Source organism: Halopseudomonas xinjiangensis (assembly GCF_900104945.1).
GTDB classification, from domain to species: domain Bacteria; phylum Pseudomonadota; class Gammaproteobacteria; order Pseudomonadales; family Pseudomonadaceae; genus Halopseudomonas; species Halopseudomonas xinjiangensis.
In genome coordinates this window covers 2,940,525-2,964,974 of record NZ_LT629736.1, presented here as the reverse complement: position 1 = coordinate 2,964,974, position 24,450 = coordinate 2,940,525, and the positions used below count along the sequence as shown (strand labels likewise).

Sequence of the window (24,450 nt, the reverse complement as noted above, 5' to 3'; positions counted from 1 at the left end):
CTCCGGTGAGGTCAGGCGAGTTCGCTGGCCAGGTCAGTGGCCAGACGCGCGACTATGCCGTAAATCGACAGCTGCGGGTTGGCTCCGACGCTGGTGGGGAATAGCGAGCCGTCCAGCACCGAGAGGTTGCCAAGTTGATGATGCCGGCCGCGGCTGTCGACCACCGACTGGCGCGGGTCTTCGCCCATGGCGCAGCCGCCCATGACGTGAGCGCTGGCCAGGCGGACGTCGTGAATGCGATAGCTGAGCGCCTCGACCTGGCTGCGGAAATCCTTCCAGCTGTGGCTGAACTGGCCGTGACTGTGGGTGGGTGATACGGCGCGCGCACCAGCGGCGAACTGGATTTCACCCATCGACAGGAAAGCCCGGCGAGCACCATCCATCAGATAGTCGTTAAGCGGATAATCCAGCACCGGCGTGCCATCGTCGCGCAACATCACCGAGCCGCCCTGGCTCTGCTCGTCGAACCCATCGCGCATCAGCGCAATCATCACATTGCTGTGCGACAGCTTGCGCACCCGTTGGAGGTTCTCGCTGCCGTGCCCGCCCAGCAAGGCGGAGGTAATGCTTGGCTGCATCGGCGGCACTTCCAGCTTGAAGCTCATCGGTCCGCTTGCGCCGTGCTGCCACTGGAAGTGGTCGGAGTAGATCGACTGAGGCGCCCCATAGAACCCGTTGATCGGCTCGTCGAATTGCGCCACGGTGAAATTGACCGGATGCAGGGAGGTACGCTTGCCGGTGCGGCCATGCGGGTCCGGCGCCTTCGAGCGCAGCAACAACGCCGGGCTGTTGATACCGCCACCGGCCAGCACCACATGGCGCGCCCGCAGCCGGACCAGTTGGCCATCGGCGCGCGTCAGCTGTGCATTCATCCCCCGACAGCGCACCTCGATGACCCGGTCGCCTTCGAATACCAGCTCCTCGGCGCGGGCGCGGTGAATCAGCAGGGCGCCCTTTTCCAGCGCTGCGGGTATGGTAGTCACCAGCATTGATTGCTTGGCATTGGTCGGGCAGCCGGTTCCGCAGTAACCGAGATTCCAGCAGCCGCGAACGTTGCGCGGAATGACTGCCCAATGCCAGCCAAGTGATTCGCAGCCAGCACGCAGCACGTCGTTGTTGGCGTTCGGGGCCACTGCCCAGGGCGACACGCCCAGCCGTTCTTCCATATGCGCAAACCACGGAGCCATGCTTGTCTCATCGAGCCCCTTGACGCCATGTTCTGCGGCCCAGTGCTCCAGCGTAGGTGTCGGGGTCCGAAAGCTGCTGGTCCAGTTCACCGTCGTCGTGCCGCCAACGGTGCGGCCCTGAAGGATACCGATGCCACCGTCGCGTGTGGCGCGGGCAGCCCCTTCCTGATACAGCTCGGCGTACGCCTTGGCCTCGTCATTCTTGAAATCGCTGGAAGTCTTCAGCGAGCCTTCTTCGACCAGCACCACGCGCAGCCCGGCATTGGCGAGGATCTCGGCTGTCGTGCCGCCGCCAGCGCCGGTGCCAATGATGGCTACATCGGCGTCAATGGTTCGCTCACTGTCGAATTCGCCGGCGTCGAGTACCTGCCAGCCGCGTGCGACACCTTCCATGAATAAATCGGGTACGGGCATATGGGATTCTCTCGAAGCGATCAGACGGTTGGCGGGCCGGGATAGCCCGCGTCCGCCCAGGATTGCGGTAATGCGTACCAGCTCATCAACAGCAGCTGGCCGAGCGCCTTGTACCCTTGGCGCAGCATGTCCAGGCGGCTGTTTTTCCAACGATCGAGAAAGCTCTGCAGCGCTTCGGGCGACGCCTTCTCCCAGCTACCCCAGATGCCGGTCAGCGGGCCGCGCGTGAGCGGCAGGCTGAGCATGCCCAGCAGGTCGAGGACGTCGCTTTGCACGGCCGGCGAGGTGCTGTCGAGTGTGGTATCGAGCTGACGGATGGCCCGTTCCAGAGCCGCGCTATCTTCGCGCAGGGCCGGGTGCTCGCCGACGACTGCGGGAAACAGCGCCCTTAGCACCGGCAGGTCGGACTCGCGCAGTACGGCGTAGTCACTCGCCGCCTGGCTCGATGAACAGCCGGTCAGCGTAGCGGTCATGCCGACGGTGGTCAGCGCCAGGCTGGCGCCAGCGCCGAGCTTCAGGAGCTCGCGCCGGGACAGATCGAAGGAACGAGTGGCCATGCTGATGCCTTTTTATGCTTATTTTATGAACAGCTTGTAGATCATCTTCAGCAGTGCGCCGCCATAGGGCGGGTAGATCGGGCGGGCGCCGTTGTACCGCTGCTTGATGTATACGCCCTTGGCCTTGCTGAAGGTGAGAAAACCTTCGTGGCCGTGGTAATGCCCCATGCCGGACGGGCCGACGCCACCAAAGGGCATGTCGTCCTGCGCCACATGGAACACCGTGTCATTGATGCACATGCCGCCAGCGTGGGTTTGTTCCATCAAGCGCTGCTGCTCGGCCTTGTCATAGCCAAAATAATACAGCGCCAGCGGTCGCGGACGATCGGCGATGTAATCCAGCGCCTCGCTGAGGCTGTTGTAGGGCACGATTGGCAGCAGCGGACCGAAGATCTCTTCCTGCATCACTTTCATGTCATCGTTGACGTTGAGCAGCAGGGTCGGCGGCAAAACGCGCGTCTGGGTCAGATCTTCGCCGGCCGGGTTGATCTCGATGACCCGTGCGCCGCGGTTGATGGCGTCGCCGAGGTAGTCGAGCAACCGCTTGTACTGGCGCGGATTGATGATTTGCGTGTAGTCGCGATTGTCCGCAAGGGTCGGGTAGAAGCTACTGAACTGGCGGCGCAAAGCCTCGACGAGCGCATCGACGCGTGCCGCCGGGCACAGGACGTAATCCGGCGCCACGCAGGTCTGCCCGGCGTTAAGGCCCTTGCCGAAGGCGATGCGCTCGGCGGCGTCCTTGATGGGCACATCAGCCGAGACGATGGCCGGGGACTTGCCGCCCAGCTCCAGCGTGACCGGTGTCAGGTTGTCGGCCGCCGCGCGCATGACGTGTCGGCCGATACCGGTTCCTCCGGTGAACAGCAGATGATCGAACGGCAGCTGTGAAAACGCCTGGCCAACTTCCGCCTCGCCGGTGATCACTGCGACCTGCTCATCCTCGAAGACGGTAGCAAGCATGCTGGCGAACACTTCAGCCGTGGCCGGCGTCGACTCGCTCATCTTGATCATCGCGCGGTTGCCAGCAGCCAGGGCGGTGGTGAGCGGGCCCATGGCCAGATACAGCGGATAGTTCCAGGGAACGATAATGCCGACCACGCCGAGCGGCTGGTAGATCACCCGCGCCTTGCCTGGCTGAAAAGCCATGCCGACACGGCGCCGGGAGGGCTTCATCCAGCTACGCAGGTTCTTCAGCGCATAATTGATGCCTTCGATGGCGGGCAGGATTTCGGCGAGTCGTGTTTCATCGGCCGAGCGACGACCGAAGTCTGTGTCGATCGCCTCGATAAGCTGGGATTGATGAGCAAGCAAGGCAGCTTTCAGGGCCTTGAGCTGGCGGATGCGTTGGTCCGCATCAGGCATGGGCGCGCCACGAAAGGCGGCGCGCTGGCGACCGAAAACCTCCCGCATGTTGGAAAGAGATGCTTGCTGATCCTGCAGATAAGCGATATCGGCTACCATGGGGGCCTCGGTCAGGTCGGTGGCGACTCTTGTTGTTGCCGGTATTGTTAGAGCAAATGCTCTAAAGTGTCAAACGGACTCCAAGCCAAGGCGATATGAAAACCCGCGAGCGCATTCTCCAAGCCAGCCTTCAGTTATTCAATGAACAGGGCGAGCGGGCCGTGACCACCAATCACATCGCCGCCCACCTGGACATGTCGCCAGGCAATCTCTATTACCACTTCCGCAACAAGCAGCAGATCATCGCCGAACTGTTTGCGCGCTATGAAGCACAGGTCGATGATTATCTGAGGGTGCCTGAAGGGCGAGCGCTGACATTGACCGATAAAAGCGCCTATCTCGAATCAGCTTTCCACGGTTTGTGGGATTACCGCTTCCTGCTGCGTGATCTGGAGCATCTGCTCGACTGCGACGACCAACTGGCGGAGCGTTACCGTGCCTTCTCCAGACGCTGCGTGGATGGCGCGCGGGCGATCTATCAGGGGCTGGTCGACGCCGGGATACTTCACCATGAGTTGACCGATCCGGACGTGCTGGCGGTCAATAGCTGGCTGCTGATGACCGGCTGGGTGAGCTACCTCTGTACCTCGGTGCTCGAGTCCGGGCAGGCGCTTACGCCGGAACAGTTGCGTCGTGGCGTGTATCAGGTGCTGGCGCAGGAATGGCCGTTGCTATCCGACGAGGCCCGTCCGGCCGTTGCCGAGTTGCTTAAGGCCTATCATTCACCGCTGCGTTGAGCGCGGTCGACGCGCCGATCTGCTCGGCCAACCATTGCGGCAAGCGTCGCTCGAGATAAAAGCGCGGCCGCCAGGGCGAGCCCTCGACAAATCCGACGTGACCGCCCCTGGCATGCAACTCGAAGGTGACCGCCTTGGACAGCTCAGCCGGCTCCGGTAGGCTGTGCGGATAGACGAAGGGATCGTCGCTGCTCTGGACGATCAGCGTCGGCGTGACGATGTCGCCCAGAAAGTACCGGCTACTGCAGCGCTTGTAGTAATCCGCGGCACTGGCGTAACCGTGCAGCGGAGCAGTGACCCGCTCATCGAACTCCCAGAACGTCGACATGCCTTCCAGTGAGCCGAGGGCCACCAGGCGCGCATGCTCCTGTTCGCGCGCGCTGCGGGCAAAAGCGAGCTGCTTGTTGGCTACGTAGGCGACCATCTCGCGCATGAATCGCGCCTGGTAGACGCGTGAAAATCCTTGCCCCAGGCGATCGGCACACTGGTCCAGCCGAAAGGGCACCGAGACCGCCGCCGCAGCGCAAAGGTCGCTGGCGCTGCCGCGTTCACCCAGATACTTGAGCAGAACATTCGCACCCAGCGAATAGCCTACTGCGGCGAGCGAGCGCTGCGGGCCTGCCATGCCGCGAACCTGCTTCACCACCTCGGCGAGATCATCGCTGGCGCCGGAGTGGTAACCCCGGGGCAAGTGGTTGGGCTCGCCCGAACAACCTCGCCAGTTGACTGCCACGCTGCGCCAACCGATTCGGGCGAGCGCCTGCTGCTGCCCCAGTACGTATAGCGAGTCGGAGCTGCCGGTCAGCCCATGCAGCAGAATGACACAGGGGGCGTGCGGCTGATCGGGGCCGTACCAGTCGAGGTCGATAAAGTCACCGTCCGCCAGGGAAAACCGCTGGCGCTCACGGTGCAGCTTCGGCGCGCCACGGAAAAACGGGCTGAACAGGGTTTGCAGATGCCCACCGGGCAGCCAGGCGGCCGGCCGGAACGGCATCAGCCCTGGCGGCGCCACAGGCTGTACCAGACCTGGCCGGCGCGTTTTTCCCGGTAGAGTTGCCAGTTCGCTGGATGCGCGAGAGTGGCAGGGGCTGCCTCGCTCTCGGTGTAGATCCAGGCGTAACGGGTCAGCCAACCGTGGTCTTCAAGGGCCTGGCAGGTCGGTTCGAGCAGTCCCTGGCGAAACGGTGGGTCGAGGAAGACGACGTCGAACGGCTGTTCCGGCGCGGTGGCGAGCAGGCCCAGCGCGTCCTGCTGGCGTATGTCGGCATGCTCGCAGCCTAGCGTAGTCAGGTGACCTCGCAGCGTCTGCACCACGTCGCGACTGCTATCGCAGGCCAGGGCATAGGCAGCACCACGTGACAGAGCCTCGAGCGTCAGCGCGCCGCTACCAGCGAACGGATCGAGACATCGGGCGCCCTCGAGTTCACCGCTAAGCCAGTTGAACAATGTCTCGCGCACCCGGTCCGGCGTCGGCCTCAGCCCGGGCTGCTCGGTAAATCCGAAACGCCGGCTGCGCCATTGTCCGCCGATGATTCGCAACTGGCTTTGTGCCGCCTGGGGGCGCCTGCTCATGGCTGCTCCGTTTCGGTTGCTTCGGGCTCGGATGTCTCGCCGGGCTGTTGGGCTGCGTCTTCGCCTTCCGTCGTTTCCGCTTCCGGTTCCGGTGGCGGCCCAACGGTGACGATCAGTTGCTGATCGAGGCTTATGTGTCGGGCGAATGCGTCGCGCACCTGCTCGACTGTGAGAGCTTGGACCTGATCCATGAACAGCTGCAGATGATTCAGCGGCAAGTCGTAGAAACCGATCATGCCCAGTTGGCCGACGATCGCCGCGTTGCTCGCCGTACTCAGCGGAAACGCGCCCATCAACTGACGCTTGGTGCGTTTGAGCTCTGCCTCGGTCGGCCCGTTCTCGATGAAACTGCGCAACGAATCGTTCAGCACGCTCAACGCCAGCTCTGCCTGGTCGGCACGGGTCTGCATCCTGATGATGAACGGACCGGCAACCTGCATAGGCGAAAAGCCGCTGCTGACTGAATACGACAGGCCGCGCCTTTCGCGGATTTCTTCCATCAGGCGCGAGCCGAAGCCGGAGCCTCCGAGTATTTCGTTGGCGACATACAGGGCTGCGTAATCAGGGTCGCCGCGGTTGATGCCAAGTTGTCCCATGAGAATGTGCACCTGCTGGCCATGGAACTCGACATGCTTGCGGCCCGTTTCCACGGGCGCCTGTTCCGGCGGCGGGAGTGGATCCGCCGCAGGACCTTGTGGCAGCGCATCGGCGAGCCGCTGGGCGATGCGCTCGGCCTGCCTGCGATCGATGGCGCCGACGATCGACACAACCGCATTGCCGGCGCTGTAGAAACGCTGATGGAAGGCTTCCAACTCCTGCGGCGTCAACGCGCTGAGGCTTTCCGGCGTGCCCTGGGGTAGGTGACCATAGGGGTGATCGCCATACAGGCCATTCCAGAAGGTTTCGCTGGCCAGGGCCGACGGTTGCTGAAGGCGAAACTGCAGGCTCGCCAGCAGCTGGTTGCGCAAGCGCTCGAAGGCATCGGCAGGGAAGCTGGGGCGGGTTACTACTTCAGCGAACAGGTTGATTGCCGGGTCCAGCTTGTCGGGCGCCGCCAGGCTGCGCAGGCTGGCCGACGCCATGTCGCGATGGGAGCTGTTGCTGAACTGCGCGCCGAGACGCTCGAAGCCCGCCGCAATCTCGCCAGCGTCGCGGTTTTCGGTGCCCTCGCCGAGCATGCCATTGGTCAGCGTGGCCAGGCCGGGCTGGCCGTCGTCCCGGCTGGCGCCAGCGGAAAACAGCAATTGAACGTCGACCATCGGCAGCTCGGCAGCCGGCATGAAATAGACCCGGGTGCCCTGTTCGGTGGTCCAGTGCTGCAGATCGAGGTTGCGCCTGGCCGGTGGCTTGTCCTGATCCCAGCTGGGTAGCGAGTCGAGCACCGGCAGAGCCTCTTCGACCGAGCCGTCGGCTTCCGGCGATGGCTCTGCGCTGTCGGTTTCGGCGACCTGGCTGGCATCGGCAGGCTGATTTGTCGTTGCTTCCGGGTTGGACCGCGCCTGGAACAGCAATACCGCCAGCAGCACCACCAGCAGGGCAATCGCCCAAAGCCAGCGGAAACGATGCGTGGTGTTACTCATTGTCGCTCTCCTCGGCGGGGACGGGCAGTACGTGCGAGCGGGTCAGCCGCTCGCGGACCAGATAGCGGCGGGCAACCTCGCTGATCTGTTCCGGCGTAATCGCCTGCAGTGTCTCGATGTCATCGTCCAGCAGGGTCCAGGGCAGGCCGACTGCTTCGAGCTGGCCGATTCGGTTGGCTTGCTGGCTGATCCCGTCCTGGTCATAGACCAGCTCGGCGATCAGCTGCGCCTGGACCCGCTCCAGTTCGGACTCGGCAGGAGGCTCTTGTTTGATCAGTTCGATCTGCTCCCACAGCGCGGCCTCCAGCTGCTCCAGCGAGACATCCCTGGCCTGGTTGGGAATCCCGCTGAGCATGAACAGGGTGTCGCCTCGAGCGAAGGCATCGTAGCTGGCGGAGACCGATGTGGCGACGGCTTCGCCACGTTCCAGCCGGCTCGGTAGCCGGGCGCTGAAACCACCATCGAGCACCGCTTCGAGCAGGCGCAAGGCATGCGACTCCCATGGCTGGCTCACGGTAGTCAGGCTCGGCACGTTGAAGCCCATCATCAGGGTCGGCAGGCGGACGTCGAGGTGGAGGATCAGTTCGCGTTCACCACCGCCGGGGAGTTCCAGGGGGCGCTTGGCTTCCGGCGCGGTACCGGCCGGGATCGGCCCGAAATAGCGTTGAACCATCGTGCGGACTTCGTCGATTTCGACGTCCCCCACGATGACCAGAATCGCATTGCCGGGCTGGTAATAGATGTCGTACCACTGCCGCAGGTCTGCGACGGTCAGTCGATCGAGATCGTGCATCCAGCCGATGACCGGCTGAGCGTACGGACTTGCGAAATGCGCCTGGGTCAGAAAACGTTCGAAGGCCAGGGCGTTGGGATTGTCCTCGGTGCGCAGGCGTCGCTCTTCCTTGATCACCTCCATTTCGCGCATGACCTCGTCTTCCGGCAGGGTCAGGTTGCGCATGCGCTCGGCCTCAAGCTCCAGCGCCACAGCCAGCTGATCGCGATTGAGCACCTGATAGTAGGCGGTATAGTCGCGGCTGGTGAAAGCATTCTCCTGCGCGCCCAGACTGTTGAGGATGCGCGAAGCCTGCCCCGGCCCGAGTCGCTCGCTGCCTTTGAACATCATGTGTTCCAGCGCGTGGGACATCCCGGTCTTGCCCGGTGGCTCGTAACTGCTGCCGACCTTGTACCAGAGCTGGGATACCACCACGGGCGCGCGGTGGTCTTCGCGGACGATCACCTTCAGGCCGTTGTCCAGGGTGAATTCATGGGTTTGCTGTTGTTGTTCCAGCTCGGTAGTGGCGCCGATCACGGCCGGTGCCAAAAAAGCCAGGAAAATCGTCAAGATAGGCCGCAGCATGCTTGGATCCTTGAAAACGACTTCGTACCGCCGGCGGCGGAAGTGGGGTAGGATAACCCAACCTTCAACGCGGCAGCCAAGTGCGGCCGCCCCGAATCGATAGTGATTGTTCATGTTTGGTTCCAAAGACAAATCCAATCGCGGCGCAGACGACGAACAAAAGCCGGCCAAGCGCGGGCTATTCGGCTGGGGCCGCCGGCGCCAGGACGATACGGCTCCGGCTCAGGACGAGGCCCCTGAAGCCCGCCAGCCCACGCCCGCGGTTGAGCCTGAGCAGGTGGTCGATGCGCCGGTTGTCACTAGCCAGCCCCAGCCCAACCAGCCCCAGCCCAGCGAGCCTACTGGTCCAGTGCCGGCCGCTGCGCCCGAACCACGCCCCGCTCAACCCGATCAGGCCGCACGCGAAGTGGCCCAATCGCTGTTCGGCGAGCTGGGCCAGGCCGAGCCCGCCCCCGAACCAGCGCCTGCGCAAGAGCCGAAGGGATTCCTCGCGCGGATGCGCGCCGGTCTGTCGAAGACCAGCGCGAATCTGGGTGAGGGCATGGCCAACATGTTCCTTGGCGAGAAGGAAATCGACGACGAACTGCTCGAAGACATGGAAACACGTCTGTTGATGGCGGATGTCGGCATCGAAGCCACCACCATGATCATGGAAACGTTGCAGCAGAGCGTACGCCGCCGCGAGGTTTCCAATCGCAAGGCGCTGTATGCGGCTTTGCAGCGAGAGCTGGAGAAGCTGTTGGCAGACGTCGCCAAGCCACTCGAAATCCCGGCGGACAAGAAGCCGTTCGTGATTCTCGTGGTGGGCGTCAACGGAGTGGGCAAGACCACTACCATCGGCAAACTGGCCAAGCGCCTCCAGGGCGAGGGCAAGCAGGTCATGCTCGCCGCCGGGGATACCTTTCGCGCCGCCGCGGTGGAACAGTTGCAGGTCTGGGGCGACAGAAACCGCATCCCGGTAGTCGCCCAGCACACCGGTGCCGACTCGGCCTCGGTGACCTTCGATGCCTTGCAGGCCGCCAAGTCGCGTGGCATGGACGTGCTGATCGCCGATACCGCCGGACGTCTGCACAACAAGGATCATCTGATGGACGAGCTGAAGAAGGTCAAGCGGGTCATGGCCAAGCTCGATCCGGATGCGCCCCATGAAGTGCTGCTGGTCCTGGATGCCGGTACCGGTCAGAACGCCATCAGCCAGACGCGCCTGTTCAACGAGGCTGTGGACCTGACCGGTCTGGTACTGACCAAGCTCGATGGCACCGCCAAGGGTGGCGTCATCTTTGCCTTGGCCAAGCAGTTCGGACTGCCGATTCGCTATATCGGCGTCGGCGAAAAGATCGATGACCTGCGCCCGTTTACCGCGCCGGAATTCGTGAAGGCCTTGTTTGGACGCGAGTGATCGATGATTCGCTTCGAGCAGGTCAGCAAGCGCTACCCCAACGGCCACAAGGGTCTCGAAAACCTCAATTTCCATATCCGTACCGGCGAGATGGTGTTCATCACCGGTCACTCCGGTGCAGGGAAGAGTACGTTGCTGAAGCTGATCATGTGCATGGAAAGGCCGAGCTCCGGCCAGGTGCATGTCGGCGGGCAGGATCTGCGCCAGCTCAGTAGCGACGATATCCCTTACCTGCGCCGACAGATCGGCGTGGTATTCCAGAACCACCAGTTGCTGTTCGACCGCACGGTGTTCGACAACGTCGCGCTGCCGCTGATCATCAACGGCACGCCGCGCGACGAAATCGGCCGGCGGGTACGCGCTGCGCTGGACAAGGTGGGGCTCCTGAGCAAGGAAAACGTCTACCCCATCGCGCTGTCGGGTGGGGAGCAGCAGCGTGTCGGTATTGCCCGCGCCGTGGTGCACAAGCCCGCGCTACTGCTGGCCGACGAGCCTACCGGTAACCTGGACCCGGCGTTGTCGGCGGAGATCATGGAGCTGTTCGAGGATTTCAACCGGGTGGGTGTGACGGTGCTCATCGCCAGTCACGACCTGTCCCTGATCGCTCGGCTCGATCATCGCATGCTGACCCTCGGTGAGGGGCGGCTGCTGCATGACGGGGATCAGCCATGAGCGCGCGCCAGCCTGACCGCAAACCGACCGACAAGCGCTCACGCCCGGCCGGCGCCGCGCGCTCCGGTCAGGACTGGCGGCAGCCGCTTCGTGGTTGGCTCGGCAGTCATCGAGATAGCGCGCGCCAGGCGCTCGCGCGTATTCGCCAGCAGCCCTACAGCAGCGCGCTGACGGTACTGGTCATGACCATCGTGCTTGCCTTGCCGATGGGCCTTGCGGTACTGATCGATCAGGTCGAACGGCTGGGGGTCGATTGGCAGCGCGCCGCGCAGCTCTCGGTCTATCTCGATGATGATGTTGTCGCCGCGCAGGGCCGCGAACTGCGCGACGAGATTCTTCAGCTCGATGAAGTCGCCGAGGCTCAGCTGCTCGACAAGGAGCTGGCCCTCGCCGAATTCCAGCAGCATTCCGGGCTGGGCGACGCACTCGATCAGCTGGCCTACAATCCGCTGCCCTCGGTGATTCTGGTTACCCCGCACAGTATCGACGGCGGTGCGACCGCGCTCGCTCCTCTGCGCGATCGCCTCGCCGGCTTCGACGGCGTCAATACGGTACAGATCGACCTGGAATGGGTGGAACGGCTGAGCGCGATCCTTGGTATGATCGAGCGCTTCACCGGTGGCCTGGCTCTGCTGCTGATTCTGGCGTTGCTGCTGGTGATGGCCAACACGATTCGTCTGGCGATCGAAAGCCGTCGGGAAGAAATTCAGGTCATCAAGCTGGTCGGGGGAACCGATGCCTTCGTCCGTCGTCCGTTTCTTTACGTGGGCGTAATGTATGGCCTGCTCGCCGGTTTGCTGGCATGGCTGCTGTTAGCAGCCGGGCTGGCCTGGCTGAACATCGCCGTACGTGACGTCGCCGCTCTGTATCGCAGCGACTTTGCCCTTGATGGTGTGCCGCTCGAGGACGGGCTGACGCTGGTTGGCGGGGCGATGCTGCTGGGTCTGGTCGGCGCCTGGCTGGCGGTCGGTCGGCACATTCGCGATATCGAGCCGCAGTGACCGGCCAGCCAGCCCGAACTGCCAGCGAAGCCGCATGAAACCTGGCTTGGGCTTGAACTTGCGACGCCATTCACAGTCTTATATGCCGGTGATAAACTGAGCCGTCAACTTCTCTCGGAGTTCAAACATGAGCACTGCTTTGCAGCCCATACATAGCCTGGTTCCCGGTGCGAACCTGGAAGCCTATGTGCAGACCGTAAGCAGCATTCCCGTCCTGAGTGTCGAGGAAGAGCGGGAGCTGGCTGATCGTTTGTACTACCAACAGGATCTTGAGGCGGCCCGCCAACTGGTCATGTCGCACCTGCGTTTCGTGGTGCACATTGCCCGCAGCTACTCGGGTTATGGTCTGGCACAGTCTGACCTGGTCCAGGAAGGCAACGTCGGCCTGATGAAGGCGGTCAAGCGCTTCAACCCCGAAATGGGCGTGCGACTGGTGTCGTTCGCCGTGCACTGGATCCGTGCGGAGATCCACGAGTTCATCCTGCGCAACTGGCGTATCGTCAAGATCGCCACCACCAAGGCCCAGCGCAAGCTGTTCTTCAATCTGCGCAGCGCCAAGAAGAAACTGACCTGGCTGTCGCATGACGAGGTCAACGCGGTAGCTGGCGATCTTGGCGTCGCGGCGCGCGAAGTACGTGAGATGGAAAGTCGATTGTACGGTCAGGATCTGGGCTTCGATGGCGCCCAGGACGACGACGATGACAGCGCCGCCTACGCGCCGGTGCATTACCTCGAGGACAAGCGCTACGACCCGGCAACGCAGCTGGAGTCGGCTGACTGGTCCGATAGCTCGGTCAACCTGCTACAGCAGGGGCTGGAGCAGCTCGACGAGCGCAGTCGCGACATTCTCTACCAGCGCTGGCTGGCCGAAGAGAAGGCGACGCTGCACGAGCTCGCGGCGAAATACCAGGTATCTGCCGAGCGTATCCGCCAGCTGGAAAAGAACGCCATGAACAAACTGAAGAAGAACCTAGAGGTCGAAGTCGAGGCCTGATCAGCGGCAGTCAATGCAGGGCACCTCAGGGTGCCCTTTTTATTGCGCCGATACGCCACCTACGGAGAATAACAATGAGTCCACGCACGGGCGTTCGCCTCGTCACCATTTTCAGCGCTGTGGTCCTGGCGTTTTTCCTGTTCGGCGACTGGCTGGCGCGGCGTGACGCGCCCGAGCCGCTAGCCTGGTACGAGACCTATCGGGAGTCACTCTGGCAGCCGATACAAGATCGCAGCCTCACACTCCTGCAGGCTGATCAGGCGCTCGGTCGTGGTCACCTGTGGATGATCAGTGCGGATGGGGAACCGGCTCTGGTCAGCCGCTACAACCTGGAAAGCGACGATCGGCTGTGGCAGGCACAGGCGGTGATCGGTCTGGGTGCCGAGGAAATGGAAAGCCTGGTCGAGGCGCAGGCGTGGGAGCCGGGTATTCGCGACCAGCCGGTATCTCCCGCGGTGGGAGAAGCCCTGGGAGACCGGCAGATTCTGCGGATGAGCATGATTCCGGTCGAGCCGCTGGAACTGAACAGGATCGAGGGCACCTTCGGTAGTCCCGATGTGCGCATGCCGGTCAGCGAAGGCGAAGCCTGGGTCTACCCTCGGGCCGGCGCGGTTGTCGCGGTGGGTGAGGAAGAGGCGTTTTCGATCATGTTCGGACTGCGCGACGAGTCCTGATCGACCGCTCAGATACGGTCACGCCAGTAAGCCACGCTCATCCAGTCAGGCAGCTCGCGGCCTGACTCCATCTGATCGAGATAATGCCGACCGCCGAGTTGGCGCGACTGGCGCTGAATCCAGTTGACGCGCTGCTGCACGTGCGCCGGCGGGCGGCTGGCACTCCAGCGCAGCGGACTCGGCAGCACCGCGGCAAGCTGCGCGGCCTGCCGGTTCGAGAGCACGCTGGCGCTGACGCCGAAGTGATGCCGGGCGGCCGCCTCGACGCCGAACACGCCTTCGTCCCATTCGGCCAGATTCAGATACAGTTCCAGAATGCGCTGCTTTGGCCAGAGAATCTCTATCCATAGGGTGAACCAGGCCTCTACACCCTTGCGCAGCCAGCTGCGGCCCGACCAGAGGAACTGATTCTTCGCCACCTGCTGGGTGAGCGTGCTGGCACCACGGACACTGCCGCCCTGGCGATTGTGTTCGATGGCGGCGCGAATCGCCTTGAGATCGAAGCCGAAATGCTCGGCAAAGCGCTGATCTTCGGCGGCGATCACCGCCATTTTCATGTTGTCGGGTATCCTGTCGTAGGCAATCCAGTCATGGCGAATGTCGAGCCCGCCGTTGCCACGCGCCTCGGCCCAGCGTTCGATCATCAGCATGGAGCCCGGCGTAGGGACCCAGCGCAGTATGATGACCGGAACCAGGCTCAGGGCCATGACGATGAGCAGCCATTTGGCTGCCTTGGCGAGTATACGTTTGATCATGCATTCACTAGGTGCGGGATAGGCCCGCAGTATAGACCGGGGGGTTTCAGGGTGGCCAAGATATTGCTTTTGCTCGCTTCGTTAAGCGGGTTCACTGGGGTCGGTCTGGGCGCATTCGCCGCGCACGGATTGCGCAATCGGTTGCCGGACAATCTGCTGACGGCTTTCCAGACCGGCGTTCAGTACCAGCTGTGGCACACCGCGGCGCTGATCGGCGTTGCCTTGCTGCTGTTGCGCAGCCCGGACAATACGCTGCTCAAGGCCGCAGGCGTTCTCTTTGCACTGGGCATCCTGCTGTTCTCTGGCAGCCTGTATACGTTGGCGCTCAGCGGCCTGGGCAAGCTGGGTATGGTCACGCCGATTGGGGGTGTGCTGTTTCTGATCGCCTGGATCTGCTTCGGGGCGGGTGCCTGGCGCTTGAGCTGAACCATTGCCGCGCTTGCCCTCGGCAGGGCCGGCGAATAGCGGTATCATGTCGTCTTTCCCATCCGTCCTCGAGTGCAGCATGCAGATTCAGCTGAACGGCGAAGCCTATTCTGTCGAACCATCTACCACTCTGACCGATCTGGTCGAGCGACTGGGGCTCACTGGCAAGCGCCTGGCCATCGAACTGAATCTCGATATCGTGCCGCGCAGCCAGTTTGCCGAGACGCGCCTGGCCGAGGGCGACCGGGTGGAAATCGTCCACGCCATCGGCGGCGGCTAGCCCAAGCGGAGCACACCATGACTGACCTGACCCAGGACGCGCTGGAAATTGCCGGCGTACGCTATCGTTCGCGCTTGCTGGTCGGCACCGGCAAGTACAAGGATCTCGAAGAAACCCGCCAGGCTATCGAAGCCTCCGGCGCCGAGATCGTCACGGTAGCGATCCGCCGAACCAATATTGGCCAGAATCCCGGCGAGCCCAACCTGCTCGACGTCGTCCCACCGGACCGCTATACCATTCTGCCCAACACGGCCGGCTGCTACACCGCCGAGGATGCGGTGCGCACTTGCCGCCTGGCGCGGGAACTGCTCGACGGTCACAAACTGGTCAAGCTGGAAGTATTGGCGGATCAGAAGACGCTGTTTCCCAATGTGCTGGAAACCATCAAGGCCGCCGAAGTGCTGGTCAAGGACGGTTTCGATGTCATGGTCTACACCAGTGACGACCCCATTATCGCGCGCCAGTTGGCCGAGATCGGCTGCGTCGCAGTGATGCCGCTGGCCGGGCTGATCGGTTCGGGTCTGGGCATCTGCAACCCATACAACCTGCGGATTATTCTTGAGGAAGCCACGGTCCCGGTGCTCGTCGATGCCGGCGTTGGGACCGCCTCTGACGCGGCAATCGCCATGGAGCTGGGCTGCGCCGGCGTGTTGATGAACACTGCGATTGCCCATGCCCAGCAGCCGGTGTTGATGGCCGAAGCGATGAAGCATGCAGTGCTCGCCGGACGTGGCGCCTTCCTCGCCGGTCGTATGCCGCGCAAACTCTACGCCAGCGCGTCTTCGCCGCTGGCCGGTACCTTTTTCTGACCGAGCAACCGATGTCCGATAACCCGCAGAACCAACCCGACACGCCCGATCAACCGGAAGAGGCGCTGCACCGGCGCGCGATTCGTAGCTTCGTGATGCGCGCCGGTCGTATGACCGACGCGCAGAAGCGTGGGGTCGACCAGGGTTGGCCACGCTTCGGGCTGTCGCTTGATTTGGGCATGCTCGATCTCGACCACGTATTCGGCCGGGAGGCTCCGCGGACCCTGGAGATCGGCTTCGGTATGGGGCAATCGCTGCTGGAGATGGCGCAGGCCGCTCCGGAGCAGGATTTCATCGGCGTCGAGGTCCATCGCCCCGGCGTCGGTTCGCTGCTCAATGGTGTGCTCAACGCCGGAGTCGACAATATCCGTGTGTTCGATTGCGACGCCATCGAGGTACTCAACCGCTGCATCCCCGACGGCAGCCTGGATAGGGTGTTGCTGTTCTTTCCGGACCCCTGGCACAAGAAGAAGCACAACAAGCGCCGTATCGTGCAGTTGGCCTTCGCCGAGGCGCTGCGGCAGAAACTCAAGGTCGGCGGTGTGTTTCACATGGCCACCGACTGGCAACCCTACGCCGAACACATGCTCGAGGTCATGAGCGCGGCGCCGGGCTATCGCAACCTTGCGGAGGACGGCACCTACGTGCCGCGACCGGAGGAGCGGCCAGTAACCAAGTTCGAGCGTCGCGGCGAGCGGCTGGGCCATGACGTGTGGGATCTGAAGTTCGCGCGCGTCGAGTGAGCCCCGCGCATGCACGTGGGCTATGCCGCGGCATATTGAAATGCAAAGGTAATGGCCGCGTGCGGCATCGGCTCCTACACTGATCCGATCTCATTCGGACAGAACAGGAGCCAGCCGTGGACTATGAAACGCTCGACTACCAGGTCGAAGAAGGCATTCTCACCCTCACACTGAATCGCCCCGATCGCATGAACGCGTTCAACGGGGCGATGCGTCGCGAATTGATCGCCGCGTTCGACGCTGCCGACGCCGACGATGCAGTCCGGGTGATTATCGTCACGGGCGCGGGGAAGGCTTTCTGCGCCGGTGCAGACCTGGAAAAGGGCGGTGATACCTTCAATCGTCACAAGCGCCAGAGCGAGCCGGAAGGCGACGAGCTGCGCGACGGTGGCGGCACTGTTTCCCTGCGTATCTACGAGTGCACCAAGCCGGTGATTGGCGGCTTCAACGGTGCTGCGGTCGGCGTTGGCGCCACCATGACCCTGCCGATGGACATCCGCTTGGCCTCGACGAAGGCGCGCTTCGGTTTCGTATTCGCCCGTCGGGGCATCACCATGGAAGCCTGTTCCAGCTGGTTCCTGCCGCGTCTGGTAGGCGTCCAGCAGGCGGCCGAGTGGGTCCACACCGGCCGTGTATTCGACGCCGAGGAAGCCCTGCGCGGCGGACTGGTTCGCAGCCTGCACGAGCCGGACGAGTTGTTGCCCGCAGCGCGTGAATTGGCGCGCGAGATCGCCGACAACACCTCGGCCATGTCAGCGCTGCTCAACCGCCAGATGATGTGGCGCATGCTCGGTGCCGACCACCCGATGGAAGCGCACATCGTCGATTCGCGGGCGATTGCGTTCATGGGCGAATCGGAGGATGCAAAGGAGGGCGTGCAGTCATTCCTGGAAAAGCGTCAGCCGCGGTTCAAGCTGCGTCCCAGCCAGGATCGGCCGCCTTTCTATCCCTGGTGGCAGGAGCGCCCCTTCCGCTAAATAGTGGCCGGGGCGATGCTAAGCTCCCAATTTTGATCCGTACGAGAGGAACAGTGTATGAGCCGTCACTTCGAATCCGCTCCTGGTTTGTGCGAAAACCGCGACCCCTCCACCGAGGGGTTCGTGTTCAATCAGACCATGCTGCGCGTCAAGTCACCTGAGGTCAGTCTGGATTTCTACACCCGGGTGATGGGGATGACGCTGGTCAAGCGACTGGATTTCGAGGAGATGAAGTTCAGCCTGTTCTTTCTCGCCGCGATCGACCACAAGGACCTCGGCTATTGGTCACCCGAGCCCGACAAGCGACTGGTCCAGACCTTTGGCCGGCCGGCGATGCTCGAGCTCACGCACAACTGGGGCACCGAGGACGACCCCGACTTTGCCTACTACGATGGTAACGATGAGCCGAAGGGCTTCGGTCACATCGGTTTTGCCGTACCGGATCTCGATCTGGCCTGCGAGCGTTTCGAGAAGCTCGGCGTCTCCTTCGTCAAGCGTCCCCAGGATGGCAAGATGAAACACATCGCCTTCATCCGAGACCCGGATGGTTACTGGATCGAACTGTTCACGCCGGGTCGCTTGCCTGAAGTGCTCGGCTGACGCACCCGAGCACTGATTTGTGTAGGAGCGCACCTGGGCGCGAAAGCGAAGCCCGAGCTGTTTTCTTCGCGGTTACAGGCCCGCTCCGCCAGAGGGCCGTCCAGGCATGCGCGCGAAAACAGGTGCTGTAGGCTCCTCGACTTCCCGGATCCTATCCGCGGACCAGCCGTTCCAGAGCGGCCCTGGGGCCCGGCGGAATGGGACATGGTCGATTGCTCTTGCGCTCGACAAAAACGTGCACGAAACGTCCGGCGGCGCAGGGCTCGTCACTGCCTTGCTTGAACACGCCTAACTCATACTGCACCGAACTATTACCCAGCTTCGCAACGCGCACGCCAACTTCGACCTTCTCCGGGAAGGCAATCGGCTGGAAATAATCGCAGGCCGAGCTGACGACGAACGCCACCTGCTCGCCCTGATGGATATCCAGCCCGCCCTGTTCGATCAACCAGGCGTTCACCGCGCTGTCGAAGTAGGCGTAGTAGGTCACGTTGTTGACGTGGCCATACACGTCGTTGTCGTGCCAGCGGGTGAGAATTTGATGCAAGTAGTTGAAGTCCTCGCGGCGGGGCTTTTGCGTCTCGGTCATATCGGTTCCGTACGGTAAACAGGCTGCCGGGCCGCAGGGCCCGGCGCGGAAGGGTATCAGTAGGCTTTCTGGTAGATCGCCAGCGCATCGGCTTCGGTCAGCTCGCGCGGATTGTTGATCAGCAGGCGCTGCTGCAGCATCGCGTCGCGCGCTAGCATGGGCAGGGCATCTTCCGGCACGCCGGCGTCGCGCAGACGGTTCGGCAGGCCCGAACGTGGGCTCAACTGGCATAGCGCTTCCACCAATTGCGCGGTGAGGCTCTGATCGTCACCGGGCTTGAGGTCCGGCACCACCAGCGGCGCCAGCTCTGCATAGAGTGGCGCTGCATGAGACGCGTTGAATTCGATGACCGCTGGCAGCACCAGCGAATTGGACAGGCCATGGGGGATGTGGAAATGGCCTCCCAGGGGGTAGGCCAGCGCGTGCACTGCCGCGACGGGCGCGTTGGCGAACGCCTGACCAGCGAGCAAGGCCCCGAGTAGCATGGCTTGGCGCGCCTCACGGTTGCTGCCGTTGTGCACCGCCTCGTCAAGATTGGCCGCGAGCAGACGCAGCGCCTCGCGGGCGAGCATGTCCGAGAGGGGATTCTTCTTTACCTTACTGGTGTAAGCCTCGATCGCATGCACCATGGCATCGATTCCGGTGGCCGCAGTGACTGCTGGCGGCAAGCCGACGGTGAGCTCGGCATCCAGTACGGCCAGATCAGGCAGCAGAACCGGAGATACCACGCCCATCTTGGTGGTTTCGCCAGTGGTGATGATAGCGATCTGCGTGACTTCCGAGCCGGTGCCGGCGGTGGTCGGCACCTGAATCAGCGGCAGCCGCAGACCCTTGGCGTTGCCGACGCCATATATGTCGCTCAGTTGCTGAGTGCACTGCGGGTGGGCAAGAAAAGCCACCAGCTTGGCTACATCCATTGAGCTGCCGCCCCCGAACCCGATAATTAGATCAGCCTGCAACTGGCGGCCCTGCTCGACCGCAGTCATCACTACCGCCTCGGGCGGATCAGCCTCGACCTGGTCGAAGATTTCGTACGCGACCTCTGTCGCGGCGAAACCCGGGAGCACCGATTCGAGTAGCCCCAGTTTGGTAATGCCGGGATCGGTGACGATCAGTACGCGTCGGGCGCCGCGCTCGCGGCAGAGCTCACCCAGCCGAGCGGCAGAGCCGGATTCGCAGAGGATCTGGGCAGTGGTAGCAAAGCTGAACGGGTTCAAGAGAACCTCCTCGGTCGAGACAGTTTGCGTAACTGTACGGGCCGCCAGCGGCGCCCTGCAAGTTCGCAGCGGGAATATGGATGATTGGACATCGCCCGTCGGGTTTTGACAGCACAACGCAGGGACGGGTTAAAGAAACATTTCCAACAGGTCGTTGAGAAACAGGCGGCCGCGTTCGGTGGGCTTCAGCCGCTCGTGCCAGGGTTCAAGCAGGCCTCGCTCCACCGCGTGGTCGAGCGTCGGTGCGATGGTATCGATCCGCTGGCCGGTGCGCTCGGCGTATAGATGACTGGGCACACCGTCGACCAGGCGTAGCGCGTTCATCAGGAAGTCGAAACCCAGTTCGTCCGGGCCGAGCTGCTTGTTGCCAGCGAGGAATGCCTTGTCGGAATCGAGGTAGTCACGCGGCAGCCGGGTCTTCCAGTATCGCTCTACCACCCCATCCGTATGGGTTCGCTTGCCGTGCGCGCCAGCGCCTATGCCGAGAAAATCACCGTATTGCCAGTAGTTGAGATTGTGCCGCGCGCGCAGGCCATCACGCGCATAGGCAGATATCTCGTACTGCCGATACCCGGCCTCGGCGAGTCGCGCTTGCCCGGCTTCCTGGATATCCCAGAGGGTATCGTCTTCGGGCAGTACCGGCGGTTTGCTGTAAAAGACGGTGTTGGGCTCGAGCGTCAGCTGATACCACGACAGGTGCTCGGGGCTGAGCTCAATGGCCTGTTCTATGTCGGCTAGTGCCTGTTCCAGCGTCTGGCCTGGCAGGCCGTGCATGAGGTCGAGGTTGAGGTTGTCGAAGCCGGCGCGGCGGGCCATGTCCACTGCGCGCAGCGCTTCCGCATCGTCATGGATACGACCGAGCGCCTTCAGATGCGCCGCGTTGAAGCTTTGAATGCCGATTGAAAGCCGGTTGATCCCGGCGGCACGGTACCCGGCAAATTTCGCCTGCTCGAATGTCCCCGGGTTGGCCTCCAGGGTGATCTCGATATCCGTGGCAAACGACAGACGCGTCTCCATAGCCTGGAGAATGCGTTCCAGGCTGGCTGCGGAAAACAGGCTGGGCGTGCCGCCGCCAAAGAAGATGGAGGTCAGCGGCTGGTCGGCACCGCTGGCCAGCTCCTGATCAAGGTCGGCAATCAGCGCATCGACATACTCGGTCTCGGGCAGGCCGTTGGCCGAGGTATGTGAATTGAAGTCGCAGTAGGGACATTTCTTCACGCACCAGGGAATATGCACATACGCCGCGAGAGGCGGCGGAGAGCGCTTCACCGAAGCCCTAGCCGCTCGCGCAGCAATTGCATGGCGCGAGCGCGATGGCTCATGCTGTTCTTCTCTGCAGCGGTCAGTTCGGCGCTGGCTTTGCCGGCCTCCGGTACCCAGAACAGCGGGTCGTAACCAAAGCCATTGGTTCCGCGGGGCTCGAGCAGGATGCGGCCTTCCCAGACGCCCTCGCAGATGATCGGGGTCGGGTCGTCGGCGTGGCGAAGCAGCGCGAGCACGCAGATGAACCGTGCGGTGCGCTTGCCATCCTCGACACCGCGCAGCTCGTCGATGAGCTTCACGTTGTTGGCTGCATCGCCTCCAAAGGCGTAGCGCGCGGAATGGATGCCCGGGGCGCCGTCCAGGGCGTCCACTGCCAGTCCGGAATCGTCGGCCAGGGCCGGCAGGCCCGAAGCGCGGGCGGCGTGTCGCGCCTTGATCAGGGCGTTCTCGACAAAGCTCGATCCGGTCTCTTCGGCTTCTTCCTTGATGAACTGGCTTTGCGGAAGCACCTCGACCGAACTGCCGAGCATCGCTTGCAATTCGGCCAGCTTGCCGGCGTTGCCGCTCGCCAGAACCAGCTTGTCAAAGGGCAGAACCGGATCACTCATCGGGATGAAACTCCTGCTGGAAGCGCAATGTATGGACGGTGGCGCCTTCCTCGGCCTGGACGTTCACTTCGAATCGCAGCACGCCGCGCTGAGCGGCAGTGTAGTTAGCAACGAAGTAGATCGCCTCGTCTTCCTGTATACGGATGAATTCGATCGGTTGGCTCTGCTGCAGCAGGTTGCTCACGGTGCCGCTTACGCGAGCGTCGACCGGTACTTTGCCTTCGGGGGTGTCCCGTTGAACGAGCAGGGTCAGCACACCATGGGTCGGGCCCCGAGCCAGGCCGGCATTGGCGGCGATCTCCGGATCGAGATAGCTGCTATTGAGCAGATTGTAGTGCACCAGCAGATCGCCGAAGCGCTGCGGTTGGGTTTGCACCTGTCCGACCGCGGCGGCGGATGCGAGCAACAGCAGAGAGCAAATCATCTTTTGCAACATGGCGCTTTCCCTCTAACGAGTGACCCGGTAGATCGCGACTTCACCGAGCAGGTTCGGCCACAGCGTGGTGATCCGGCTGCTGCGATGAGTCTGGTCGACCACCAGGCGATCAAGAATCTGAATGTTCCGGCTGCGACACAGGTCTTCGAAGTCCTGAAAGGTGCAGAAGTGAATGTTCGGTGTGTTGTACCAGGTATAAGGCATGAACTCGGATACCGGCATCCGCCCCTTGGTTCCCAGATACCAGCGACAGCGCCAGTGCGCAAAGTTGGGGAACGTGAGGATACCTTCGTGGCCGATGCGCAGCATCTCTTCCAGCACCCGATCGGGGTAATGCAACGCCTGCAGCGACTGGGTCATGACCACGGTGTCGAAGCTGCCGTCCGCGAAGTTGTCGAGGCTGTGATCGAGGTTCTGTTCGATCACGCTTAGCCCGGTTTCGATGCAGCGATTGATCTTGTCAGGGTCGATTTCCAGGCCGTAGCCCTGCACGGATTTCTCGTCACGCAGGTAGCGCAGCAATTCGCCCTCACCACAGCCAAGGTCGAGCACCCGGCTGCCCGGCTGGATCCACTGCTGGATGATCTGCAGATCGGCACGCAAACTCATCGGTCCACCTCGATCTGGTTCATGTAGCGACTCAGCGCCGCGACGTAACGCGGAATCGGCAGCAGAAAGGCGTCATGTCCCTGCGGCGCCTCTATCTCCACGTAGCTGACTTCCTTGCGCGCCGCGAGCAAGCCGTTGACCAGCTCGCGCGAGCGCGCCGGCGAGAAGCGCCAGTCGGTCGTGAAGGACACCACCAGGAAGCGGGCCTGCACCGGCTCCAGGGTTTGCGCCAGATTGCCGCCGTTGACCTCGGCCGGGTCGAAATAATCCAGCGCCTTGGTCATCAACAGATAGGTGTTGGCATCGAAACGCGCCGAAAACTCCTGGCCCTGATAGCGCAGATAGCTTTCCACCTGGAACTCGACGCTGGTGAAGTCGTAATTGAGCCGGTCGGTACGCAGCTCACGACCGAATTTCTCTCCCATCGAATCATCCGACAGGTAGGTAATATGTCCGACCATGCGCGCAAGCATCAGGCCGCGCTTGGGGATGACGCCGAAGGCGGCGTAATCGCCATTATGAAAGTCGGGGTCGGTGATGATCGCTTGCCTTGCGACTTCGTTGAATGCGATGTTCTGGGCGGACAGCTTGGGTGCGGTGGCGATGGCGATGCAGTGACGGACCCGGTGCGGGTAGCTGATCGTCCATTGCAGCGCCTGCATGCCGCCCAGACTGCCCCCGACCACGGCGGCCCATGTATCGATTCCAAGCACGTCGGCCAGGCATGCCTGACTGTTCACCCAGTCTTCCACGGTCAGTATCGGAAAGCTTGCGCCGTAGCTCTTGCCGGTTTCAGGGTTGGTGCTGCAGGGCCCGGTGGAGCCGTGGCAGCCGCCCAGGTTATTCAAGGCGACGACGAAGAACCGGTTGGTATCGATGGCCTTGCCGGGTCCGATGCAGGCGTCCCACCAGCCGGGCTTGCGCTCGTCTTCGCTGTGAAAGCCTGCGGCATGGTGGTGACCCGACAGTGCATGACAAATCAGCACAGCGTTGCTGCGCCTTGCGTTCAATTCGCCGTAGGTTTCATAGACCAGATCGTACCCGGCAAGCATCCTGCCACATGCCAGGCGCAACGGCTCGGCGAAGGTCTGGTACTGCGGCGTCACCAGGCCGACTGAATCAGCGGGAAATCGGGACATCGGGAAGCTGTTCCTTATTGGGTTGGCCGGCAGGATCAGGGCAGGAAAATGCGGCCAACGATCGAGGCGTCAGTCTAAAGAGCGAGACGGGGCGACGCAATATTCCTGGCGGCTGATCCCCAGTTCGACGGGCAGAGTGGCCGGTGCGGTAACGGCTACGCGTTTCTGGCGGCTTCGCTCGCCGCGAAGCAGTCTTACCTGCGTGCGCGGCACATCGAATGCGCCCGCCAGAAAAGCCAGCAAGCGGTCGTTGGCCTTGCCATCCACCGGCGGCGCGGCGATGCGAATCTTCAGGCGCTCCCCGTGCACGCCGGCGAATCCCTCCTGCCGTGCACCGGGTTGCAAATGACATTCGAGAACGAGCTCGTCGCCTTCCCAGCGATAAAACATCAGA

General features: G+C 62.8%; 28 protein-coding genes. 12 read left to right on the top strand and 16 right to left on the bottom strand.

All coding sequences use genetic code 11. From position 1 onward, the window contains the following. Positions 1-11: 11 nt before the first annotated feature. The 3 genes from BLT85_RS13890 to BLT85_RS13880 are packed head-to-tail and all read right to left on the bottom strand — an operon-like array spanning position 12 to position 3,619. A complete protein-coding gene (locus tag BLT85_RS13890) occupies positions 12-1,580 on the bottom strand; it encodes a GMC family oxidoreductase (RefSeq protein ID WP_407920178.1) in 1,569 nt (522 codons plus the stop codon). 41 nt (positions 1,581-1,621) lie between these two features. Then, the gene (locus BLT85_RS13885; protein WP_093395888.1) at positions 1,622-2,158 is read right to left on the bottom strand and encodes a hypothetical protein; all 537 of its coding nucleotides are present in this window, start codon (positions 2,156-2,158) and stop codon (positions 1,622-1,624) included. 18 nt (positions 2,159-2,176) lie between these two features. Beyond that, complete coding sequence (locus BLT85_RS13880; protein ID WP_093395885.1) at positions 2,177-3,619, bottom strand: coniferyl aldehyde dehydrogenase; 1,443 nt, start codon at positions 3,617-3,619, stop codon at positions 2,177-2,179. A gap of 95 nt (positions 3,620-3,714) precedes the next feature. On the opposite strand from BLT85_RS13880, the gene BLT85_RS13875 reads away from it, so the two are divergent. Then, positions 3,715-4,356 carry a TetR/AcrR family transcriptional regulator gene (locus tag BLT85_RS13875; RefSeq protein WP_093395883.1) on the top strand — a complete coding sequence of 214 codons (642 nt, stop codon included), beginning with the start codon at positions 3,715-3,717 and terminating at the stop codon, positions 4,354-4,356. Here the strand turns inward: BLT85_RS13875 and BLT85_RS13870 are convergent. From BLT85_RS13870 to BLT85_RS13855, 4 genes are read right to left on the bottom strand one after another with little or no spacing between them, the layout of a single operon-like run. Further along, positions 4,328-5,350 carry a hydrolase gene (locus tag BLT85_RS13870; RefSeq protein WP_093397788.1) on the bottom strand — a complete coding sequence of 341 codons (1,023 nt, stop codon included), beginning with the start codon at positions 5,348-5,350 and terminating at the stop codon, positions 4,328-4,330. The genes BLT85_RS13875 and BLT85_RS13870 overlap by 29 nt on opposite strands. Continuing rightward, on the bottom strand, positions 5,350-5,928 hold the full coding sequence (rsmD, locus tag BLT85_RS13865; protein ID WP_093395880.1) for a 16S rRNA (guanine(966)-N(2))-methyltransferase RsmD: 579 nt from the start codon (positions 5,926-5,928) through the stop codon (positions 5,350-5,352). Before rsmD ends, BLT85_RS13870 begins: the two co-directional genes overlap by 1 nt. Beyond that, a complete protein-coding gene (locus BLT85_RS13860) occupies positions 5,925-7,508 on the bottom strand; it encodes a M16 family metallopeptidase (protein ID WP_093395877.1) in 1,584 nt (527 codons plus the stop codon). The genes rsmD and BLT85_RS13860 overlap by 4 nt, the downstream gene beginning before the upstream one ends. Further along, positions 7,501-8,865, bottom strand: coding sequence for a M16 family metallopeptidase (locus tag BLT85_RS13855; RefSeq protein ID WP_093395874.1), 1,365 nt, complete (start codon positions 8,863-8,865; stop codon positions 7,501-7,503). The genes BLT85_RS13860 and BLT85_RS13855 overlap by 8 nt, the downstream gene beginning before the upstream one ends. A gap of 112 nt (positions 8,866-8,977) precedes the next feature. Here BLT85_RS13855 and ftsY point away from each other — a divergent pair, with 112 nt between their 5' ends. The 5 genes from ftsY (at position 8,978) to BLT85_RS13830 (ending at position 13,605) form a co-directional block, all read left to right on the top strand. After that, entirely contained in the window at positions 8,978-10,264 is a 1,287-nt protein-coding gene (gene ftsY, locus BLT85_RS13850) for a signal recognition particle-docking protein FtsY (RefSeq protein WP_093395871.1), read from the top strand. A 3-nt stretch (positions 10,265-10,267) separates the two neighbouring features. Next, a complete protein-coding gene (gene ftsE, locus BLT85_RS13845) occupies positions 10,268-10,936 on the top strand; it encodes a cell division ATP-binding protein FtsE (RefSeq protein WP_093395869.1) in 669 nt (222 codons plus the stop codon). Further along, positions 10,933-11,937 (top strand): permease-like cell division protein FtsX, encoded by a 1,005-nt coding sequence (gene ftsX, locus BLT85_RS13840; protein WP_093395867.1) that lies wholly within the window; start codon positions 10,933-10,935, stop codon positions 11,935-11,937. The genes ftsE and ftsX overlap by 4 nt, the downstream gene beginning before the upstream one ends. A 127-nt stretch (positions 11,938-12,064) precedes the next feature. Further along, a complete protein-coding gene (gene rpoH / locus BLT85_RS13835) occupies positions 12,065-12,931 on the top strand; it encodes an RNA polymerase sigma factor RpoH (protein WP_093395863.1) in 867 nt (288 codons plus the stop codon). A gap of 74 nt (positions 12,932-13,005) precedes the next feature. Further along, complete coding sequence (locus BLT85_RS13830) at positions 13,006-13,605, top strand: hypothetical protein (RefSeq protein WP_093395860.1); 600 nt, start codon at positions 13,006-13,008, stop codon at positions 13,603-13,605. Between the two features lie 8 nt (positions 13,606-13,613). Here BLT85_RS13830 and mtgA read toward each other — a convergent pair whose 3' ends face one another. Further along, positions 13,614-14,360, bottom strand: a complete 747-nt coding sequence (mtgA, locus tag BLT85_RS13825; RefSeq protein ID WP_093395857.1) for a monofunctional biosynthetic peptidoglycan transglycosylase — start codon at positions 14,358-14,360, stop codon at positions 13,614-13,616. A gap of 51 nt (positions 14,361-14,411) precedes the next feature. Between mtgA and BLT85_RS13820 the strand changes: the two genes are divergently transcribed. From BLT85_RS13820 to gloA, 6 genes are all read left to right on the top strand, one after another. After that, positions 14,412-14,786 carry a DUF423 domain-containing protein gene (locus BLT85_RS13820; protein WP_093395854.1) on the top strand — a complete coding sequence of 125 codons (375 nt, stop codon included), beginning with the start codon at positions 14,412-14,414 and terminating at the stop codon, positions 14,784-14,786. A 79-nt stretch (positions 14,787-14,865) separates the two neighbouring features. Then, positions 14,866-15,066 (top strand): sulfur carrier protein ThiS, encoded by a 201-nt coding sequence (gene thiS, locus BLT85_RS13815; protein WP_093395851.1) that lies wholly within the window; start codon positions 14,866-14,868, stop codon positions 15,064-15,066. A gap of 17 nt (positions 15,067-15,083) precedes the next feature. Next, positions 15,084-15,875 (top strand): thiazole synthase, encoded by a 792-nt coding sequence (locus BLT85_RS13810; protein ID WP_093395848.1) that lies wholly within the window; start codon positions 15,084-15,086, stop codon positions 15,873-15,875. An 11-nt stretch (positions 15,876-15,886) separates the two neighbouring features. Then, positions 15,887-16,618 (top strand): tRNA (guanosine(46)-N7)-methyltransferase TrmB, encoded by a 732-nt coding sequence (gene trmB / locus BLT85_RS13805; RefSeq protein WP_093395845.1) that lies wholly within the window; start codon positions 15,887-15,889, stop codon positions 16,616-16,618. A gap of 116 nt (positions 16,619-16,734) precedes the next feature. Continuing rightward, positions 16,735-17,595 (top strand): crotonase/enoyl-CoA hydratase family protein, encoded by an 861-nt coding sequence (locus BLT85_RS13800; RefSeq protein WP_093395842.1) that lies wholly within the window; start codon positions 16,735-16,737, stop codon positions 17,593-17,595. Between the two features lie 57 nt (positions 17,596-17,652). Beyond that, positions 17,653-18,195, top strand: coding sequence for a lactoylglutathione lyase (gene gloA / locus BLT85_RS13795; protein WP_093395839.1), 543 nt, complete (start codon positions 17,653-17,655; stop codon positions 18,193-18,195). A gap of 151 nt (positions 18,196-18,346) precedes the next feature. Here the strand turns inward: gloA and BLT85_RS13790 are convergent, their stop codons facing one another. The 8 genes from BLT85_RS13790 to BLT85_RS13755 all read right to left on the bottom strand — a co-directional run bounded on the left by BLT85_RS13790 (position 18,347) and on the right by BLT85_RS13755 (position 24,449). Beyond that, a complete protein-coding gene (locus BLT85_RS13790) occupies positions 18,347-18,784 on the bottom strand; it encodes an acyl-CoA thioesterase (RefSeq protein WP_093395836.1) in 438 nt (145 codons plus the stop codon). A gap of 56 nt (positions 18,785-18,840) precedes the next feature. After that, positions 18,841-20,001 (bottom strand): iron-containing alcohol dehydrogenase, encoded by a 1,161-nt coding sequence (locus BLT85_RS13785; RefSeq protein WP_093395833.1) that lies wholly within the window; start codon positions 19,999-20,001, stop codon positions 18,841-18,843. A 129-nt stretch (positions 20,002-20,130) separates the two neighbouring features. Then, positions 20,131-21,270, bottom strand: coding sequence for a radical SAM family heme chaperone HemW (gene hemW, locus BLT85_RS13780; protein WP_231701485.1), 1,140 nt, complete (start codon positions 21,268-21,270; stop codon positions 20,131-20,133). After that, complete coding sequence (gene rdgB / locus BLT85_RS13775; protein ID WP_093395828.1) at positions 21,267-21,872, bottom strand: RdgB/HAM1 family non-canonical purine NTP pyrophosphatase; 606 nt, start codon at positions 21,870-21,872, stop codon at positions 21,267-21,269. The genes hemW and rdgB overlap by 4 nt, the downstream gene beginning before the upstream one ends. Further along, positions 21,865-22,308, bottom strand: a complete 444-nt coding sequence (locus tag BLT85_RS13770) for a DUF4426 domain-containing protein (RefSeq protein WP_093395825.1) — start codon at positions 22,306-22,308, stop codon at positions 21,865-21,867. The genes rdgB and BLT85_RS13770 overlap by 8 nt, the downstream gene beginning before the upstream one ends. 12 nt (positions 22,309-22,320) lie before the next feature. Further along, a complete protein-coding gene (gene metW, locus BLT85_RS13765; protein ID WP_093397784.1) occupies positions 22,321-22,911 on the bottom strand; it encodes a methionine biosynthesis protein MetW in 591 nt (196 codons plus the stop codon). Between the two features lie 2 nt (positions 22,912-22,913). Continuing rightward, complete coding sequence (metX, locus tag BLT85_RS13760) at positions 22,914-24,056, bottom strand: homoserine O-succinyltransferase MetX (protein WP_093395822.1); 1,143 nt, start codon at positions 24,054-24,056, stop codon at positions 22,914-22,916. A gap of 69 nt (positions 24,057-24,125) precedes the next feature. Next, entirely contained in the window at positions 24,126-24,449 is a 324-nt protein-coding gene (locus tag BLT85_RS13755; RefSeq protein ID WP_093397781.1) for a DUF167 family protein, read from the bottom strand. Position 24,450 lies beyond the last annotated feature (1 nt).